The organism is Alteromonas infernus (genome assembly GCF_902705815.1).
On the sequence record NZ_CACSIG010000075.1, the window covers coordinates 144803 to 159043 of the forward strand.

Here is a 14241-nt window from a genome sequence, read left to right on the forward strand (position 1 = left end):
ATGTTCGACTTACAGCAGTTATTTGCCCAGATACTCGACTATCTTAAAGGCATATGGATCAAAAAAAGGTATATACTTTTCGTTAGTTGGCTTGTTTGCCCTTTAGGCTTCTTGTACGCACTTTCATTACCCGATACGTACTCTAGCTCTGCACGTGTACATGTTGATACCCGTTCAATGTTGGCCCCATTGCTAAGGGGTTTGGTAATAAATCCTAACCAAGCTCAGGAAGTAAGTTTAATAGCGAAAACACTCAAAAGTAGAGAAAACCTCGAGCGTATCGCAAGAGAGACAGATCTGGATTTAAAAGCAATCGGTCCTGGTGCTTTTGACCAATTGATTAAACAGCTAGAAAGCGATATCAGAATTAGTTCTGGCGGTAGGAGCAATATTTATAATATTTCTTATAAAAATCAAGACCCCAATATTGCGCGCAATGTTGTACAAGAAACGCTTAACCTGTTGATTGAAGGTAGTCTAGGTAAAAATCGAGTGCAGTCAGATTCTGCATATCAATTCCTACAACAGCAAATCGATGAGTACGAGCAAAGGCTTACTGAGGCAGAGATGCGTGTAGCAGATTTTAAACGAAAGTACTCTGACATATTACCTGAAACAGGTTCTTATTACTCTAGACTCAAAACTGCCGAAAGTAATCTAGCAACCACTAGACGCACAATGGTTGAGATCAAAGAACAAATCACTTCTTTAAGAAAAAATGTAAAACTAATGCAAAGCGCAGGATCTAATGACGGTGCGCTGATTCCAACTCGTTACGACTCAAGAATAGGCGCATTAGAAAACAAGCTAGATGAATTAAAACTTCGTTTTACTGACGAGCATCCTGATGTTATCGAGACTCATAATTTACTAGACAGATTAATAGCGCTGAGAAAAAAAGAAGTAGATAGTTATATTGCCAGTATCGAAAATGCATCTTCAATGAGTGCCGACAACCCATTATCAATAGATATTGGGCAATTAGAGAGTCAGCTCGCACTGCTAAAGGTACGCGAAAACGATTATGAATCTCAAATCGCCGAACTACAGGCAAAAATTGACTTTGTACCCCAGTTAGAACTAGAGCAAAAGGCATTAAATAGAGACTATGGCATAATTAAAAGCAAGTATGAGCAGTTATTACAACGTCAAGATTCTGCCGAGTTAGGGAAAAAGGCTGACATATCAGATGATGATCTAAAATTTCGCGTTATTTCTCCGCCAGTTCTACCAAGACAACCTTCGGGTCCAAATAGGATTTTGCTTTATACCGCTACTCTAGTTGTTGGTTTTGCAGGTGGGTTAGGCCTCGCATTTATTGTTTCGCAGTTTTCTCCGGTTTTGATGAGAGCCGAACAGTTGTCTGCACTTGTATCACTTCCAATCTATGGAACTGTTGCCGACCTCGAAATTGCGAGTGTTCGCAAAAAACAAAGAAAACACTTGTTGATATTTCTCGCTTTATCTTCAATATTACTTGCGATATATGGCGCCCTAGTTCTATTGTCAATGATGAATATAAACCTATATGAGCGTTTTATGTGATGAGTACTATTGAAAAAGCATTGGCGAAAAATAAAAAAGCAAACGCTATTGAGAATAATTCAGACGATCCTGTAGACGAAGTCATAGGCCAAAAGGCTCAGCCGGCCGAGACTCTCGCTCAACCTAAAGTTTTAGATGAGGAATCAGAAAATAAAAAAGACTCCTCTGATGTGAACACCGTCAATGTAAATGATGAAATCCAACTAGACCTAAAATCACTGAGTGCGAAGGGAATGGTGGATAATAGTGCTGAGCGAAGAATTATTAATGAAGAATACCGCGCTATAAAACGCAAAATCCTCTCAAATGCGTTCGGGCCACTATCAAAAACACTTGATCGTAGTAATGTTGTAATGGTGACCAGCTCTAAGCCAGGTGAAGGCAAAACATTTACTGCTGTAAATTTGGCCCTAAGTATAGCATCGGAACAAGATAAAACAGTATTACTTGTTGATGCTGACGTGTTAAGGCCTAACGTTATGAAAACTTTAGGCTCTCGTAACAGAGAGGGGCTGATTGAGTACCTTTTAGGGGAAAAGCGAAGCATTTCAGATGTAATGCTCTCTACAAACATTCCTAAACTAAAGCTTATCGCCGCTGGTAAATCTCACCATTTATCAAATGAACTTCTCGCTAGCGAAGTTATGCGGACAACTGTTGATGAGTTTTCGACACGTTACAAAGACCGTATCGTCATTATAGATACACCGCCACTGTTAGGAATAAACGAAACTTCTGTTCTCGCAAACCTAGCAGGTCAGGCTATTGTTGTTTGTGAGGAAGGTCGCAGTAAAATCCATGATATAAAAAGCTCTGTAGCTCATTTAAACCCCGAGATGGCAATTGGTTTTGTTGTTAATAAGTCTTTAAGGCAAGACAACGGTCCTGGATACTACGGCTACTACTATGGAAGTAATGGAAGCTAATAAAATGGAAAGAAAAGGATTTGGCACTTCTTTAGTTCAGCTTAGCGTAATAACTTTGGTAGCTTCAATGAATATAAATGCTGCCGATTTTGAATTCACTCCGTCGGTATCAGCTACATTAAATTACGTCGAAAGGGTAGCTGAAAGCCGAGAAAGCTTTTTTGCAGGTGAACTAGCTCCGAAAGCATTGTTAACTTATCAAAGCAGTAACCTTTCTGCTTCTGCGACAGTGAACAACAGGAATATCTATAGAGATGCTTCTGGTGATTCATTTGAAAGTTATTTAACTAGTAGCTACAACGTTCAATACGAACTACATAACCAGAGCAGTTTTTTTATACGCTAATGGTTCTCAGCAATATAACTCTATAAATTCTAGCAATTTGCTAATAGACGACTTGGTCACCAATCCAAGTAACTTAGCGAAAACTAGAAATAACACTGGGGGCCTCCGAATCACTAACTTTGGTAACTCTTGGGTTACGTTATCATCAAATTTATCCGCGTCATTATTTGAAAGTGAGAGAAGCAGTACACGTGAAACTGCTTTTGACACTAAAAGCTACCGTTCGAATTTCAACTTAGCTAGTGGCAGTAGGTTTTCATTCCTTCGATGGAACTTAGGAGCAAATTACAGAGAAACTCAGCGAAATAGTAGTTTTGATACAAAGAGGCGCAACTCATATGCAGATACCAATTTTGCCATTACTGATCGCTTTTTTTTAGTTGCGGGAATTAACGAGTCTAAACAGGAATTAAATGGAGTAGATGGTATAGATACGTACAGAACCTACAACGCGGGCATTATGTATCAAAATCAAAACAACTTACTAAGGATCGCATACAACAGCGTAGGAGAACAAAGTACGTTGTCAAATAGTGATGATAGTAGTTTTTACGCGATTGACTTCAGAGTCCAACTCAGCCCAAGGACAAGTCTCTCAGGAAGTAAAAATCAAGCGTTTTATGGAGACACTGAATCATTTTCTTTCAATTATGCTAATAGAAAGCTAAGAGCGACAGCTACATATTCTGAAGAAGTAACTGCAAACTCATCAATTTTTGACTCCGCCGTTGATGGTGTATTTGTATGTCCAGAAACTTATTTAACTTTAGATGATTGTTTTGTTCCAGATACGCTGAGCTATGAGTTACAGCCTGGCGAGCAATATACTGACCTATCGACATTTCAAGACAATATTAATGACAGTGAACGGGTAAGAAAAAGTTGGGTCGTAAACACTGGCTATCAGTTTAATCGTTTGACTGTTTCCCTACAGGGTCGACGTCTCCAATCATTGTATTTTGACGACACCCCAGACTCATTACAACACTCTTTTTCAACGTCACTGATTGCTCGCCTTGGGGTGAAAACTTCACTCAACGCCAATGTTTCTTATATAAAAACAGAATTTGATAGTCTATCGAGGAGCGACTCCGAAAGTTATGTTGGAACAGTCGGAATGAGCTTCAGAATAAAAAGAGATATAACGATAGGCATTCAAAGCCAGTACCGCAACTTAGATTCATTGAGTCAGTTTGAGGATTATCAAGAAAGACGTTTTTTGATAATGCTTTACTACTCGCCTAATGATAGAAACCCAAACATTCAACAAAACACTTTTAGCAACTAAACTTGGCCAACTTGCTAAAAAGTTACTGATCTTTCTTATCATCACCCTTAAGCCGTACATACGTTTTAAACTTTTTCTTCATAAGTTTATCAACGTACTGCGTCATTTTCACTTTCTGTGAAATAGCGTCGTCTAGCGCGTCTACGAGCTCAGCTAGCATATCCAAGTAGTATTTGGTATCGCGAATAACATTCCCTTTCGGCGTCATGATAGTTTGGCTTTCAGGATGATCGGCAAAGCCCATATGCTCGGTAACTTCTGCGCCGGTTTTATCAGGCTCGAACATTTCGGCTTTCACTTCTTCGATAACTTCGTTTACCGCATCGGCATCGAAGCTCTCAAGCTCTTCAAGAAAACCATAAAGCATCACCCTATCCATAAGGGTATTAATTTTACGAGGTATGCCACGAGAAAACATATGAATGCGCTCCAACGCTTCATCGCTAAATAGGGCAGTTCCATTCCACCCTGCATGATGTAAGCGGTACTCGATATATTCTTTACACTCTTCTAATGAAAGCGGTGCCAAATGACAAGACGCCACGATACGCTGCCTAAACTGTTCCATATTTGGCGCACGTAATATAGGCTGAAGCTCTTCCTGCCCTAGCAAGAAACTTTGAATAAGCGGCTTACCGTTAAGCTGAAAGTTGCTCAACATTCTAAGCTCTTCAATTGTTTCTAGGGGAAGGTTTTGTGCCTCATCGACAAGCAGTAAAGCGCGGCGTCCTGCTTTGTTGAGGTCGTATAAAAATAGCTCAAGCGCTTTTAAAATATCGGCTTTAGAACGCCCTTCCGTAGGAATATCAAATTTAGACGCCACCATTTTCACCAGCTCATCGGGCGAGAGCTTTGGCGTTACGATTTGCGCAGCAGCAATGTCGTCTTCAATTTCTTCAAGTAAACTGTTGGCTACGGTGGTTTTTCCCGTGCCAATTCCACCAGTAATAACAATAAATCCCTCTGCCTGAGAAAGGCCATACTGCAAGTAGGACATGGCGCGCTTGTGCCATTTACTGGCAAAGAAAAATTCAGGGTCTGGGGTTAACTGAAACGGTTTCGAGTTTAGTCCATAATAACTTTCGTACATGCAATTTACCGTTATTCCATTAAAGAATGTGCGTTCAAAAAAACAAACGTAATATTGGTTTGTAACAGCGCGCTGTTTTCGACCTGTGTTGAATACACACATGGTAACCAACAACGCGCCGTTCTCGAAGTATTATCTCCGCTAATGATTAAACGAAGCGCTAGCGCAGTTTATTTTGAGTAATTCGCTCAATAATACCTGTTGTAGACACGCCGTCTTCAAACGTGAGTACTTTGACTTGGCCACCATTTTCCATGACTTCAGTGCCTCCCGCTATCTCTTCAATTGTATAATCGCCGCCTTTCACTAACACGTCTGGCAGTAAACGAGCTATAACACGCTGGGGGGTATCTTCCTCAAACGGAACCACCCAGTCTACGGCGCTTAAACCTGCAAGCACTGCCATGCGGCGGTTTACATTATTTACCGGTCGCCCCGGACCTTTTAACTTCGTTACCGACTCATCGGTATTTACCGCAACAATTAGTCGGTCACCAAGTTGCGCCGCTTCTTCTAGATAGGCAACGTGTCCAGAGTGCAAAATATCAAAACACCCGTTGGTCATCACCACACGCTCACCTCGCGCTTTCGCTGCCTTAAGGGCAATTTCTAGCTGGTCTTCTGTCATTACACCGCCATCAAGATGCACAGACCGCTCACCTAACGCCAAAGCCAGTTCAGTATTAGTGACGGCAGATGTGCCCAGCTTTCCAACCACTACACTTGCCGCTAAGTTAGCAAGCACGCAAGCCGCCTGAAGGGGCAAGTTACATGCAATTGCCACTGCCAATGTCGATACCACTGTATCGCCAGCGCCTGTAACATCGTAAACCTCTTTCGCCTTTGCTGGCAGGTGAAACTCGGTGTTATCGCCGTCAAATAAGGTCATGCCATCTTCTGAACGAGTAACCAACAGCGCGCTTAAATCTAACGTTTCTTTTAACGACAGTGCTTTTTCTACTAATACCTGCTCGCTGTCGATTTCACCCACAATACCGCGAAGTTCATCCAAATTAGGAGTAACTAATGTGGCGCCTGCGTACTTACCAAAGTCGCTGCCTTTGGGGTCTACCACCACGCGCTTATTTTTGCTTCGCGCTTTTTCAATGAGTACTTCAGGGTTGCTCAAACAACCTTTTGCATAGTCACTTAGAATAACGACATCCGCATCATCTAAAGCTAACTCGTATGCGTGCTCCAGTTCTGATTTATCAGTGTGAGCAAAGCTTTTTTCAAAATCTAAACGCAGTAGCTGCTGATTCCTGCTCATGACACGAAGTTTGGTGATGGTATCGAAGCCATCTACTGTAAAAAACTGACAATCAATATCGTGAGTTTGCAAACGCTCTTTGAGAATTTTTGCATTCTCGTCATCGCCACACATCCCCAGCAAGGTTACGTTTGCGCCCAATGTTGCTGCATTCACCGCAACGTTCGCCGCTCCTCCAGCCCTATCTTCAGAACCACTAACGTTTACCACAGGTACTGGCGCTTCTGGTGAGATTCGCCCAGCGCCACCGCTCCAATAACGGTCTAACATCAGGTCGCCAACAATAAGCACCTTCGCTTTAGTAAAATCTGGTAATATCATGCTGAGAATAACTTTTTAGATATTGAAAACATTGGCACAGAGTATAACAGCCAACGCAGGCAGTACACACCAAGGAAGCATAAATACCCAATGGTACCTCTATTTAATAGAGAACAAACTTGGGCAACTTTATACAGGAATAACTACAGAACCAAAACGCCGTATAGCGCAGCACAGAGGTGAATTAAAAGGCGGTGCGAAAGCGCTTAAAGGTAAATCGCCCTTGGTGTTTAGGGCGGTATTTGAGGTCGCAAACAAGTCTGAAGCGTCAAAACTTGAATACGCTGTGAAGAAAATGAGCCGCCTTCAAAAAGACAACATTATCAATAAAGGCCAGCTCAATGAATTGCCGTGTATAAAATCGCAATTTGACGTGTGAGCCTCTACCCGCCCAATACGCCATTTATGATCATGGCATTACCAATGCTAAGCGTAAACCCTAGAGCTGCCACCCCTACATTGTGCTGCTGATCAACTTCTTGGCGGAAGTTCATACCAAACAAAATAATTTTTTTGCTGGCTAACACCAGTATATGAAGTGCGATTGCGAGTCCAACGCTAACAATCAGCCAACCAGTTACATTGCTCACATACCCAGATGGGTTATAAACGAGTAGATTTTTAGCCGCCGACACGATCATTGCGGTACCAAGCAAGTTGCCCGTATGTTCGATAGCAAGCGCTAACTGCCCTTTTTCAAGCGCCCCTTGGAAAGAGTCATTTTGGTTATCTCTTGCATATCTGAATTCTAAAATACGGGTCATCACAAGCAGCATGGTAAGCACCACGGTAAAACCGGTAACAATCGCAATAAGTGCATTCATATCGCTACCGTCTACCCATACCATGATGTTACGTAAAACAATGGCACTGGCGACTAAACTGGCAGCATCGACAAGCGCAACGCTTACGCTGCGTTCAGCTATCATTGCGTGAGTATCAACTTTGTTTAATACAAGTTTATCGTGGGCGAAACGGCCAAATTTCACCAGCAAAATTCCCACGACCCCGAATGTCACCATGCCGATAGCGGCTTCTTTATAGCCTTGCCCAATATGCCGCCCCACTACCGAACTTAGTACAATGCACAGTGAAAGCATGCCTCCTGCAACACTAATACCAAAGGCAAAGTTGTCCTTAACACCCAACTCTTCTGTTACTGAAAACTGCCTAAATGCACCAGTAAGCCACTTCATAATCATTAGCAGCAGTAGCGCTATTGCCACATCCATGGCAAGGTAGATCAATAGCTCTCGGGTTAGCGGTACTAGTTTTACTAAGGCTTCCACGTTATCTTTGCTCCTTGAACACACAAAGCTCCATGCTGATTATTTGTATTGCGTTAATGCTGCAAAAACAGCGGCATTCAAATAAACAGCTTCCATCTATTACAAACTTGTACAAAGATGACAACGAACTTGTTCAGATTTATTTTAATAAGGGCCTGATAACATTGCGCTTGTGGTTGAAAAACCTCAACGCTATCAAACCTTGAACTCTTGCGTTTTAAAATGGGTATATAAACCAATTCAACGCGGGTTTATCTTAAAAACGAGAGTATCATCAAAAGACGCGAGTATTATGCCAACAGACAACGAAAATAGCATGACAAACGTAGAACAAGCAGAAAAGTACTGGCAGCAGTTCTTAACAGCACCTGCACTTACCGACGACGACAAAGCCATAGCAAAGCAACATCATGACGAGCTGTTAACCGCGTTTGCCCGTTCTTCTTTCCTAGCTGAAACAATTATACAAAAGCCTTCGTTTGTTTCCCGTACTGTTGAGCAAACAGTTGAGCAAACAACCGATCAAAATAGCGATGCTCAGTTGCAAAAAAATGTCGACAGCGAAGCGCCCTCTCCCTGGGTGGCGATGTATCGCTCTGCGCTCGATATAACGCTTGAAACCGTAAAAACTGAAGATGACCTTTTAAAAGCATTACGTGAATACAGAAATCAAGAAATGGCCCGCGTTACCTTTCTTGATGTGTTAAACAAACAGGATATCGGCACATCATTAGAACGGGTTTCAGCGTTGGCAGATGTGTTACTTACGGGCGCATACTACTGGATTTATCAACATTTGGCCATTCGCTATGGCACGCCACAAAACAACGGCGAAGATATGCACATGTATATTTTAGGCATGGGCAAACTAGGCGGAAAGGAACTGAATTTCTCGTCAGACATCGACTTAATTTTTAGCTACCCTGAAAAACGGTGAAACCCAAGGCGGTCGAAAGAGCATAGAGCACCAACAGTTTTTCACTAAACTAGCGCAAAAGCTTATTCAAGCGCTGAACAAAATTACTAACGATGGACAGGTTTACCGGGTTGATATGCGCCTTCGCCCGTTTGGAGATTCAGGCCCACTGGTAATGCATTTCGCTGCACTTGAAGACTACTACCAGGACCAAGGGCGCCACTGGGAACGCTTTGCTATGGTAAAGGCCCGGGTGATCAACGACGACAACTCTGAAGATGTAAAATGGCTAAATAGTATTTTACACCCCTTCACCTTCAGGCGTTACCTCGACTTCACCACCCTTGATGCCCTTCGCAATATGAAAAAGTTGATAGCGACCGAGATTCGCCGACGCCGTCTTAACAATAATATCAAGCTGGGTGCTGGCGGTATTCGTGAAGTGGAGTTTTTTGCCCAAAGTTTCCAACTGATTCATGGCGGTAGAGAGCCAGCTCTACAAAGTAAGTCTTTACTGCGCACGTTAGACGCGCTGACTGAGCTAGATATTGTGGAAAAGGATGTAACAGAACAGCTGAAACACGACTACCTTTTCCTTAGAAAAGTAGAGCACACCCTTCAGCAGTGCCAAGACCGGCAAACTCAAACCTTGCCAGATAGCGCATGGCAGCAGGCCGCCTTGATTGAGGTAATGGGTTTTGATTCCTATAGCACTTTTTTAAACCAGCTAGATGCAACCATGGCGCGCATTCACGATCACTTCAATGAACTTGTGGAGGAATCACAAGACAGCCATTCCGACGAAGATCAGCTTTTTATTGCATGCCAAGATGCTTGGCGGCTTTCTTTGCAAGAGGAAGAATTTGCAGAGACCTTTAGCGAGCATTTATCTAGCAAGGACATTACAGGCGTTTATCCAATTCTTGTCGCGTTTAAAGACAAACAGCGTAACTATCGAATCGGTCAAAAAGGAGAAGATACGTTAAACAAACTGCTTCCCGAGATTTTGTACGTGCTGGTAAATCAGCATCCCAATCACATCTCGCAGGTCTTAAAGCGTTTACTGGGCGTGATTGAAGCCATCACTGGGCGTACCACTTACCTCGACCTTTTACTCGAAAACCCAGATGTACTTAAGCAGCTGGTTAAGCTTTGCGAGCGAAGTGACTGGATTGCGCAAGAAATCAAACGCTTCCCATTGCTGCTTGATGAATTGTTGACGCCTTTGTATTTAGGTCAACAAAATACCGATATTCATACCAGCAAAAAGGAATACCAGCTTGAACTGCGCGAAACCATGCTGCGCATAGAGCAAGATGACGTTGAAATGCTTATGGACGGGCTGCGCCAGTTCAAGCTCTGCCAGCAACTGCGTATTGCAGCCAGTGATATAAGCGAGTCGCTCCCGGTAAATAATGTTAGCGATAAGCTTACCGTTCTGGCTGAAGTGATACTTGAACACGTAGTAAATGCGGCGTGGATGCAAATGCGCCAACGCTACGGTGTGCCGTCACACCTTGAAGGTAACGACAAAGGATTTGCGGTCATAGGGTATGGCAAGCTTGGTGGTTATGAACTCGGGTATGGCTCGGACTTAGATCTGGTCTTTTTACACAACGCCCCTCGGGGTATTAGCACCGACGGTAATAAGTCACTTGAAGCGCAGCAGTTTTATATCAAATTAGCGCAGCGCATCATGCATTTACTCAACACGAAAACCCTGTTTGGCCAACTTTATGAAACCGATTTGCGCCTGCGCCCCTCCGGCAACGCCGGTTTGCTTTGTTGCCATATAGAGGGCTTTGAGAAGTACCAAACCGAAGAAGCGTGGACGTGGGAGCACCAGGCACTAGTTAGAGCAAGAGCAATATGCGGCGACGTCGGGTTGCTAAAAGATTTTACTCGAGTTCGACATACAATATTGAGCCAAGTAAGAGACTCAAAATCACTGGCGACAGACGTATGCAAAATGCGCTTAAAAATGCGCGAACACCTGCTTTCTAAAAACAATGACAAAGTCGACTTAAAGCAATGTGTAGGCGGTATTACCGACATTGAATTTATGGCGCAGTATTTAGTGTTGGCCAACGCGCAGTCGGCAGATAGCATGACGACCTACCCGGACAACCTTCGCATTTTTGATACTGCGGTTAAAGCCCGTATTATCGACCCATCTACGGCGAGTAAGCTGCAAAACGCGTATTTAAAACTGCGAGAGCAATATCATCATTTAACCCTTGCAGACACTAAATACGCCGACCAAAGCGAAGAGTTAGACGCTATACGTGAGCAGGTTAGACAGCATTGGGACACTCTCTTTGGCACATGCAGCGAATAAAGCTATTAGTCGTATGAAAGCCGGTTTTGGGGCGAGGAAGGAAGCAAGAGTGTAAGGGAACAATAATGAAGGAAAACAAGCCGCTATCGCCTTAAGCGATAGCGGTGTGAATTCAGTACCAAAATCAAACCGGCTAGTGTAATAAAGCCTTAGCCAGTAACCAAACGACACTTAGTAGAGAGGAACTCGGTTTCTTCTGCGGTGACAACAAGTGAGCGTTGCCCCGCACATAAGTAAGCTTTTACTTCGCCTTCAAAGCTGCTATCAATGGCGCTGGCAATTTTCGCTAGCGACCCTGACACCGTATTATCTAGTTGAAACTGATGCTTGATAACAAAGTCTTGCTCTAAATTCCATATCACCTGCATCCCTTCTGCCTGGGCATACTGTGAGATTGCCTCGCGAAGTGTATTGCCCTCTTTGAACGTGCGGTATTTATGTTCACCCGTCCAGTTTTTTTCAACAGGGCGTGTTTGGCTCGACATGTTCGCCAATTTGCTATCTAAATTTGGGTCGACGCCTGCAACATCAATGACAAAATCACCTTGCTCGTCTTCTTGAGGATCGGTGGCCGACATTCTAAAGTCGCGATAGAACTCGCTGAGCCCTTTAGATACCGACTTTTCCTCTTTTTGCGATTCAGGAGCAGGGGCTTGCTCTTGGTTTTGTATCATGTAAATAAGCACACCAGCAGCAATGACAAGCACAACCGCAATACCAATTTGTTTCGCCCAAAATGACGAACTTGAATAACTTGTCTGTCCCATAACCTACCAAAATGCCGCATCAAAAACAGAAACACAGTAAAAAAAAGTGATAACCACGTCTTTATGTTGTTCTTGTTATTCTAGTCTACCTATACCCGATAAGCCCATTATTCTATTTATCTAATTTTGCGGCAATTGCATAGTGCTGTCTTTCAGCCTTTGTACGTACAACCATTATTTATAAAGGGACTCAGGATTATCTGCTGGCCTAGTTTTAAAACGCTTGTGCATCCATAAGTAGCTCTCAGGTTGCTCTTTCACTGCGGCATCAACATGCTTATTGAGCAGCGTTAATGCTTCAGTATCTCCCATTTCACCTAGCTCAGAGAGCGGTGGATAGATTTTTATTTTGTACCCGCGTTTTGTGTACTGTGAGGTAATAATCATTGGCTCTGAATGGCTACGCCTAATGAACATTAACGTTGCCGTTGTTGTGGCGGTGTCTTTTACACCGCCAAAAGGTACAAATATGCTTTGTTTAGGGCCGTAATCCTGGTCGGGTAAATACAAACACAGCTCTTTATCATCTAACGCAGCAAGCAGCGCCTTGGCGTTGCGCTTATCTATCATGTATTTGTTAGAACGGTTACGACCGTGATACTGAAGGTAATCAACCAACGGGTTATTGTGCTTCCTGTAAAAAGCGATACTTGGATGATAAAAACCAATGCCTCTGCAGGCGAACTCCAAATTCATATTATGCAGCGCCATACCGAAAACCCCCTTCCCACCAGCCAATGCCGCTTCCACGTGCTCGGTGCCTTCAATCTCAATGGCACGCTTTACTCGCCAGCTAGGCCACCACCAGCCCATGGCAGTTTCAAATAATGCCATACCGGTACGGCGTATGTTTTCTTTATACAAAGCGTCTATATCGCTTTCGTTAAGCGACGGATTCCAAAGGGCAAGATTTCGCTTCGCGACTTTTGCTCGTTTAGGCACAATAAGCGCAATAAGCTTTCCTGTGCCTCCACCAATAGCGCGGATCACAGGTAGAGGTAACCATGTAATCATATAAAGTATGAATACACCTAGCCATACGGGCCAAAACTTAGGGCCCAGAAATGACAGTTTAAACTTAGGAGCTTTGATTGCCGCTGCCAATGTCTATATCCTTTGAACTGAATTGGGCGGCATTGTAGCAGAAGCTTTTTTCGGGGGCTAATAACGCCAGACAAGCGCCAATACGCTTGCGATAAACTCAGGCGCAAACTAAAAGCGGTGTATTAACGCAAGTGGCATTGACGCTCCCCACTCTCGTCAGTCAAACACTGTCATTGTGGCGTTTAATATTCTTTATCTATCTCTTTTAACTTTTTCTCGAAAGCCTCATATTTATCTTTCGAGTCATAATCAAAGTGATATTGATTATGAAAGCCAAACTGCAGTTTCACATTTACGTCTTCAATAAATAGCGTATAGCCGTCATGGTCAGTAAACGCGGTAATTCCATTAAGTTTATACTGCTCGTTTTCTTTCGCGCCATGCTGGCGAATCTTGTCGAAAACCTGAAGTAGGAACTTGCTGTCTAATTCGTTTTTCATTGTAAATCCGTTGTTATGAATTTACCTTTTTACATGGAATAGTAGGTTTTGGATTCACAGATAGAGAGAATCAATTAAAGTTATACCTAAAACCGATGTTGACCATATTAGTCGAGAAACTATCCTCACCTGCCATATGGACATATTCAATGCGAACCATTGATTTGAGACCAACGTAATAGTCATAACCAAGCCCAATTATCCCTGCGGCAATGCTATCTGCTTGGCTACATTGAGTAGTAGCATCTTCACTTACGCATTGAGTTGAGACATCCAAATCGACTCTAGCGATACCGAGTTTATAAAATAACTCACCGGTACCACCACTTGCCTTCCCTAACATCGCTAGATAAAGTGCATCCCCCTTGGCTTCAATTTCATTGCTTGAATAATCAAATAAACTCAAATAGCCAAGCTCTACGTTCCACTGCCTATGCACCTGTTTACCGAAAGCTAAACTGTATGTAACCTTTTTGTCGCTTGCACTCGAAACATCGAAGTTGTTATAGCCTAACGTACCTAATCCATAAGTTTTAGGTGCAGCATATGCCTGAGGCAGCCCACAAATTAATACACCTAAAATCCATAAAAACTGCTTCAT

12 protein-coding genes and 1 pseudogene are annotated in these 14241 nt (G+C 43.0%); 6 read left to right on the forward strand and 7 right to left on the reverse strand.

Annotation, left to right across the window (positions count from 1 at the left end; genetic code table 11):
• Genes ACX5J7_RS17710 through ACX5J7_RS17725 form a run of 4 tightly spaced genes read left to right on the forward strand, consistent with a single transcriptional unit; the run spans position 1 to position 4105 of the window.
• Positions 1-1545 (forward strand): XrtA system polysaccharide chain length determinant, encoded by a 1545-nt coding sequence (locus tag ACX5J7_RS17710; protein WP_024016678.1) that lies wholly within the window; start codon positions 1-3, stop codon positions 1543-1545.
• Positions 1545-2471: an XrtA-associated tyrosine autokinase gene (locus ACX5J7_RS17715; RefSeq protein ID WP_498707734.1), complete on the forward strand. Its 927-nt coding sequence runs from the start codon at positions 1545-1547 to the stop codon at positions 2469-2471. Before ACX5J7_RS17710 ends, ACX5J7_RS17715 begins: the two co-directional genes overlap by 1 nt.
• Entirely contained in the window at positions 2452-2817 is a 366-nt protein-coding gene (locus ACX5J7_RS17720) for a hypothetical protein (RefSeq protein WP_498707735.1), read from the forward strand. The genes ACX5J7_RS17715 and ACX5J7_RS17720 overlap by 20 nt, the downstream gene beginning before the upstream one ends.
• A 52-nt stretch (positions 2818-2869) precedes the next feature.
• Entirely contained in the window at positions 2870-4105 is a 1236-nt protein-coding gene (locus ACX5J7_RS17725) for a hypothetical protein (protein ID WP_498707736.1), read from the forward strand.
• 22 nt (positions 4106-4127) lie between these two features.
• Here the strand turns inward: ACX5J7_RS17725 and ACX5J7_RS17730 are convergent, their stop codons facing one another.
• Both ACX5J7_RS17730 and hldE read right to left on the reverse strand, forming a co-directional pair.
• Positions 4128-5195, reverse strand: a complete 1068-nt coding sequence (locus ACX5J7_RS17730; protein WP_483379577.1) for an XrtA/PEP-CTERM system-associated ATPase — start codon at positions 5193-5195, stop codon at positions 4128-4130.
• Positions 5196-5355: 160 nt separating this feature from the next.
• Positions 5356-6786 (reverse strand): bifunctional D-glycero-beta-D-manno-heptose-7-phosphate kinase/D-glycero-beta-D-manno-heptose 1-phosphate adenylyltransferase HldE, encoded by a 1431-nt coding sequence (gene hldE, locus ACX5J7_RS17735; RefSeq protein WP_498707737.1) that lies wholly within the window; start codon positions 6784-6786, stop codon positions 5356-5358.
• 31 nt (positions 6787-6817) lie between these two features.
• On the opposite strand from hldE, the gene ACX5J7_RS17740 reads away from it, so the two are divergent.
• Entirely contained in the window at positions 6818-7165 is a 348-nt protein-coding gene (locus ACX5J7_RS17740; RefSeq protein WP_071953263.1) for a GIY-YIG nuclease family protein, read from the forward strand.
• A 4-nt stretch (positions 7166-7169) separates the two neighbouring features.
• On the opposite strand, the gene ACX5J7_RS17745 is transcribed toward ACX5J7_RS17740, so the two are convergent.
• Positions 7170-8075 carry a DUF350 domain-containing protein gene (locus tag ACX5J7_RS17745; protein ID WP_012517966.1) on the reverse strand — a complete coding sequence of 302 codons (906 nt, stop codon included), beginning with the start codon at positions 8073-8075 and terminating at the stop codon, positions 7170-7172.
• Between the two features lie 292 nt (positions 8076-8367).
• Here ACX5J7_RS17745 and glnE point away from each other — a divergent pair.
• A pseudogene (gene glnE, locus ACX5J7_RS17750) lies at positions 8368-11329 on the forward strand (bifunctional [glutamate--ammonia ligase]-adenylyl-L-tyrosine phosphorylase/[glutamate--ammonia-ligase] adenylyltransferase).
• 149 nt (positions 11330-11478) lie between these two features.
• Here glnE and ACX5J7_RS17755 read toward each other — a convergent pair.
• From ACX5J7_RS17755 to ACX5J7_RS17770, 4 genes are all read right to left on the reverse strand, one after another.
• Entirely contained in the window at positions 11479-12096 is a 618-nt protein-coding gene (locus ACX5J7_RS17755; RefSeq protein ID WP_012517963.1) for a TcpQ domain-containing protein, read from the reverse strand.
• Between the two features lie 174 nt (positions 12097-12270).
• Positions 12271-13200 carry an LpxL/LpxP family Kdo(2)-lipid IV(A) lauroyl/palmitoleoyl acyltransferase gene (gene lpxL, locus ACX5J7_RS17760; RefSeq protein ID WP_498707739.1) on the reverse strand — a complete coding sequence of 310 codons (930 nt, stop codon included), beginning with the start codon at positions 13198-13200 and terminating at the stop codon, positions 12271-12273.
• A 182-nt stretch (positions 13201-13382) separates the two neighbouring features.
• Positions 13383-13640, reverse strand: a complete 258-nt coding sequence (locus ACX5J7_RS17765) for a DUF3081 family protein (protein WP_020744006.1) — start codon at positions 13638-13640, stop codon at positions 13383-13385.
• Positions 13641-13710: 70 nt separating this feature from the next.
• Positions 13711-14241, reverse strand: a complete 531-nt coding sequence (locus ACX5J7_RS17770) for a putative outer membrane beta-barrel protein (protein ID WP_024016685.1) — start codon at positions 14239-14241, stop codon at positions 13711-13713.